This is a genomic window from Desulfovibrio sp. 1188_IL3213, assembly GCF_036763145.1.
Taxonomy (GTDB): domain Bacteria; phylum Desulfobacterota; class Desulfovibrionia; order Desulfovibrionales; family Desulfovibrionaceae; genus Desulfovibrio.
In genome coordinates this window covers 1-5120 of sequence record NZ_JBAIYR010000151.1, presented here as the reverse complement: position 1 = coordinate 5120, position 5120 = coordinate 1, and the positions used below count along the sequence as shown (strand labels likewise).

General features: G+C 57.0%; 5 protein-coding genes and 1 pseudogene. All 6 read right to left on the bottom strand.

The annotated features are described in order from the left end of the window. Nucleotides 1-343, bottom strand: a pseudogene (locus V6C16_RS07630) (cell division protein FtsZ); the annotation flags it as partial. Nucleotides 344-396: 53 nt separating this feature from the next. Beyond that, entirely contained in the window at nucleotides 397-1632 is a 1236-nt protein-coding gene (gene ftsA, locus V6C16_RS07625) for a cell division protein FtsA (RefSeq protein WP_333535700.1), read from the bottom strand. 51 nt (nucleotides 1633-1683) lie between these two features. After that, complete coding sequence (locus V6C16_RS07620) at nucleotides 1684-2433, bottom strand: cell division protein FtsQ/DivIB (protein WP_333535699.1); 750 nt, start codon at nucleotides 2431-2433, stop codon at nucleotides 1684-1686. A gap of 122 nt (nucleotides 2434-2555) precedes the next feature. After that, nucleotides 2556-3446 carry a UDP-N-acetylmuramate dehydrogenase gene (murB, locus tag V6C16_RS07615; protein ID WP_333535697.1) on the bottom strand — a complete coding sequence of 297 codons (891 nt, stop codon included), beginning with the start codon at nucleotides 3444-3446 and terminating at the stop codon, nucleotides 2556-2558. Then, nucleotides 3439-4812, bottom strand: a complete 1374-nt coding sequence (gene murC, locus V6C16_RS07610) for a UDP-N-acetylmuramate--L-alanine ligase (RefSeq protein WP_333535696.1) — start codon at nucleotides 4810-4812, stop codon at nucleotides 3439-3441. Before murC ends, murB begins: the two co-directional genes overlap by 8 nt. 71 nt (nucleotides 4813-4883) lie before the next feature. Next, nucleotides 4884-5120 (bottom strand): glycosyltransferase (locus tag V6C16_RS07605; protein ID WP_333542965.1); only part of this gene is annotated, 237 nt, incomplete at its 5' end.

The following is a 5120-nucleotide window of genomic DNA, read 5'->3' as shown; positions in this document are numbered from 1 at the left end:
CAGTGCCGCCGCCCATGCCGGCGGTCACAAAAACCATGTCCGCATCGCCAATGGCTTCACGAATGGCATTGACGCTTTCCACAGCGGCCTCGCGGCCTATGGCGGGGTTTGCGCCCGCGCCCAGCCCCTTGGTGAGCTTTTCGCCCATCTGCACTTTTACAGGAGCGCCGTTTTTCGCCAGAGCCTGCACGTCTGTGTTGGCGCAGACAAACTGCACGCCGCGCAGACCAGAGGCTATCATGTTCTGCACAGCATTGCCGCCGCCGCCGCCAACGCCTATAACCTTGATTTTAGCGTTGCTGGACAAAGACGTGTCAATATCGTCCACGATCGACTGAGACATAGGTTCCTCTCCTGTTTTAACCTGTCCTCAAATGCCCGTTTGAGGTCGTTATTTTAAGAAATATCAGCGAACCACTTTTTCATACGCGCAAGCACGCCATCAAAGACGCCGCTCTCACTTCTTGTGGTGAACTTTTTTTGGCCGGAAACTTCTTTTTCTGCGCCGTAGCGCAACAATCCCACTGCGGTGGAAAACTTGGGGCTGTTAACCACATCTTTAAGGCCGCCCACATTTCGCGGGTACCCGATACGGGTGGGAAGATTGAAAATCTGTTCGCCCAGTTCCTGGCAGCCTTCCATAAGGGCAGTGCCGCCGGTGAGCACGACTCCCGCACCGATCATGTCCTTGTAGCCCGAGCGCACAAGTGTCTGGTCCACCAGGTAGAGGATTTCCTCCATGCGCGGTTCGCAAATTTCAGCAAGCACCTGACGTGACAAACGACGAGGCTCACGTCCGCCCACACTGGGAACTTCAATAAACTCATCATGGCGCACAAGGTCGGCCAGAGCGCAGCCATACTTGAGCTTGATCTTTTCAGCCGAGGCAATGGGGGTGCGCAGGCCGAAAGCGATGTCGTTGGAAAGGTTTTGTCCACCCAGGGCCAACACGGCCGTATGCTTGATGGCGTCATTGGCAAACACGGCGATATCGGTGGTGCCGCCGCCAAGATCCACCAGCGCCACGCCGATTTCGCGTTCTTCCTCAGTAAGGACAGCCTTGGCCGAAGCCAGGGACTCAAGGGCGATATCAGACACCTCAAGCTGGCTGCGGTGGCAGGAACGCACGATGTTCTGCGCCGAAGACACCGCCCCGGTGACAATGTGAACCTTTACTTCAAGGCGCACGCCGGCCATGCCTAGGGGGTCTGCGATGCCGCGCTGGTTATCAACAATATATTCCTGCGGCAGGATATGGATAACCTCGCGATCGGCTGGGATAGCCACGGCCCTTGCCGCATCCAGCGCACGCTCAATATCTTTTTGCGCGACTTCGCCGCCCTTGACGGCGATGACGCCGTGACTGTTGATGCCCATGATGTGGCTGCCCGCGATACCCACGTAGACAGAATGGATTTCGCAGCCGGCCATGAGTTCGGCATCTTCCACAGCCTTGCGTATGGACTGCACGGTCTGCTCGATATTGACCACCACGCCCTTTCGCAGGCCGGTGGAAACGCTGGTGCCGATGCCCACCACATCAACAAGGCCCGACTCAGCAAGTTCACCCACCACCGCGCAGATCTTTGTGGTGCCGATGTCGAGACCGACGATGAGCTCGGACTTATTCATGCCATTCTCCTAGAAACGCCTGTTCTTCACACTCTTATGATTCACGCCGCATCAGTTTTGCACGGCCTGATTAAGCAAAACCCATACATTGCCGTTGACTGCCCGAACTTCACGCACATTGCGCAGTTCATGCCTCCGGGCCAGATCGCCCAAAGTCACTCCCAGCCGGGCAAGGTTGCCTTCCCAGTCGTCTGTGGCGATGGAGAGGCGCATTTCCCTGTCTTCCAGGTACACCTCAATGCCTCTGCCGGGACTCAGGGTAATGGAGGCGATTGCTCCAGCCTCCACAGGCAGTATACCGTTCTGGATGTCTTTCATCAGGCGGGCGAGAAAGGGGATGGCGTCTTCGGCCCCAGGTTCCACCCGCAAGGTGGGGAGCGACAGGAAGTTCTTGCTTTCCACTGGCGCGATAATCGTACCGCGTTCATTGGCGTAATACAGGGTACCTTCCTTGTGCACCCAGAAGGAGGGCATCCGCTCCTTCAGTTTTATCACAAATCTGTCGGGCAAAAGGCGTTTTACCGAAACTTCCTCTACCCAGGGGGTCTGGCGCAGATTGCGCTCTACTTTGGCAATGCTGACGGCCAAGCTGTTGTCGCCTTCTTTAAGATCGCCGTATTGCAGCACCATATCGCGCGAAAGACGCACATTGCCGGCCACATCTACATGACGGGTGATAAAAAAGTCGCTGGTTATGGCCTTGTTGTACAGCCACAACGAGGCAAAGCACACACCGGAAAGCACTATTCCCAAACCGACCAGCAAAACAGCAACGGCAAACAGGCTTTTTAATCCGCCCAAACCGCGCAATCTGCCAAAAACAGCCGCCATAAAAGCCGGCATGCGCAGTTTTGCGTTTTTTTTGCCTTTGCCCGTCACAGCGGCGCGCGTGTACGCGTTCCGGGATCTGCGGGCATTCTTTTTCAAGGGAAGAGGCATGGAATAATCCTGACTTCGGGCTCAAGCACTACACCGAACCGCTCCCGCACAGTTTCTTTTGCCTCTTGCAATAAGGCCAGGGCCGCCTTTGCACTTCCCCTGCCCTCATTGATCATGAAGTTGGCGTGCAGGGTTGAAAAGGCCATGCCGCCCATTTTTTTTCCTTTGAATCCCGCCTGCTCAAGAAGTTTGCCGGCAGGCATTTCCGCAGAGGGATTTTTGAATACGCAGCCAGCGCTCCAGGCCGTCACAGGTTGTTTAGACTTTTTCTCAAAAAAGTTGTGACGCATGCGATTAGTGATGCCATCCCTCGCTGCTCTGGTCAAGCCAAATGTGGCTTCCAAGACGATAAAATCATTCTTTTTCTCTTCAATACGCAGGCTGCGATAGGCATACTGCAATGAGCAGGATGCCACAGTGCGCGCGCCCTGGGCGTCAAACACCATGATATTATCAATCTTTTCGCATGTTTCAACGCCGAAAGAACCTGCATTCATGGCTACTGCACCGCCGACTGTTCCCGGAATGCCCACAAGCCCTTCAAGCCCCGACAAGCCCTGTTCCGCGCAAAAACGCAACAGCCGTGGCAGGGGTACTCCCGCTCCGGCGCGAACCAGCACCCTCCCCTCTTCTTCACCGACCACCTCAGGTCCCTGCACGAGCAGCGGCCGGACAAGAACCAGAGGCAAATCGCCATCCTGGGCCAGAATATTGCTTCCGGCCCCCAATACCACGGGGCTTCCTCCCAGGGCGCGCAAGCGGCGCGACAGCGGAGCAATATCCTCCGGGCATTCAAGAATCAGCTCTGCGATAGCTGTCCCGCCAAGACGCAATGTTGTGCGCTGGGCGAGCTGCGGCGAGGCGATCTCACGCATGGTCAAGCCCTTCCAGCCATATGGGACCCAAACGGGTAATATTGCCTGCCCCAAGAGTCAGCAGCACGTCTCCTTCCCGCAAAATATCGGGCAACGCCTGGGCAAGGTCATCCAGAGTCTGAAAATATTCCACAGGCGTTGAAGAGACCTGGCGTATCCCCTGCGCAAGGCTTTGCCCGGAAACGCCGGGAATGGGATTTTCAGAGGCAGCGTAAATTTCAGTCAGCAGCAGTTGATCAACGTCATTGAAGACTTTGCAAAATTCACCAAAATGGGCTTCCGTGCGGCTGAAGCGGTGCGGCTGAAAAGCCGCCACAATGCGCCTGCCTTCGAAAACCTGACGGGCAGTGGCAAGGGTTGCGGCAATTTCAGCCGGGTGGTGGCCGTAGTCATCCACCACGGTGACCCCTTGCTTTTCGCCTTTGAATTCAAAACGGCGCCCCACCCCCTTGAATCCGCACAAGCCAGCGGCGCATTTTTCAAAACTGATGCCTACTTCCAGGGCAGCACCGATGGACGCCAGTGCATTGAGGATATTGTGGCGGCCCGGCTGCGGCAGACTGACTTCACCCAGCTGCTCACCATGCAGCCAGACCTGAAACCGGCTGATCCGCCCGCTTTCCAGCGGCACGGCGCGCAGGGAGTTGTCCTCGGCAAAACCGTAGGTAAGCACGGGGCGCTTTACCCGCGGCAAAAGTTCCAGCACGCCGGGGTCATCGCCGCAAACAATGTTCAGCCCGTAAAACGGCACGTTGTTCATGAACTGCACAAAGGCGCTGTCTATGGCTTCCCGTGTTTTGTAATGGTCCAGATGATCCTCATCCACGTTGGTCACCACGTTGATGATGGGCAACAGGCAAAGAAACGACCCGTCAGATTCATCGGCCTCGGCGATCAGGTATTCGCCGTGTCCGAGATGGGCGTTGGCTCCGTAAACATTGAGGCGCCCGCCGATGATCACCGTGGGATCAAGACCGGCCTCATCAAAAATCGAGGCAGTGAGCGATGTGGTGGTGGTTTTGCCGTGCGTACCCGCAATGGCGATGCCCTGACGCAGACGCATAAGCTCGGCCAGCATCTCGGCACGGGGAATAATGGCGATGTTGCGCTTGCGGGCCTCCACAAGCTCGGGATTATCATCCCTGATGGCTGTGGACTTGACCAGCACCTGCACGTCTCCCACGTTTTCCGCCGCATGCCCGACGGTAATGCGCGCGCCCAGACTGCGCAGATGCCGGACAACAGCGGAATCGCTCATGTCCGAACCGGAAATCTCGTATTTGAGATTGAGCAGTACCTCGGCAATGCCGCTCATGCCCGCGCCGCCGATGCCCACCATGTGGATGTGCCGGATCTTGCTGTTCATGCGTTACCTTTAAAGAATATCTAGATAATTCACAGGCGGCAGGCCGCCATACAAACATCCCGCAACCGCTTTCAGCGCAGACGGGCTGTCTCTTCCAAAACAGAAACCACACGAGCGGCGGCATCGGGCCGGGCAGAGGCCAGTGCAGCGGTCGACATGCGTGTGCGCTCGCCGCTGTCGTTAAGCAGGCTGATGAGCGTTTGTGCCAGGCCTTCCACAGCCATGCGCGGTTCCGGCACAAGAATGGCCGCCCCGCCCTGCGCCAGCACCTCGGCATTGCGAGTCTGATGGTCATGCACAGCATAGGG

Excerpts from the sequence above, each read along its gene's own strand:
- ftsA (WP_333535700.1), bottom strand. The coding sequence starts at position 1,632 with ATGAATAAGTCCGAGCTCATCGTCGGTCTCGACATCGGCACCACAAAG.
- murB (WP_333535697.1), bottom strand. The coding sequence starts at position 3,446 with ATGCGTGAGATCGCCTCGCCGCAGCTCGCCCAGCGCACAACATTGCGT.
- murC (WP_333535696.1), bottom strand. The coding sequence starts at position 4,812 with ATGAACAGCAAGATCCGGCACATCCACATGGTGGGCATCGGCGGCGCG.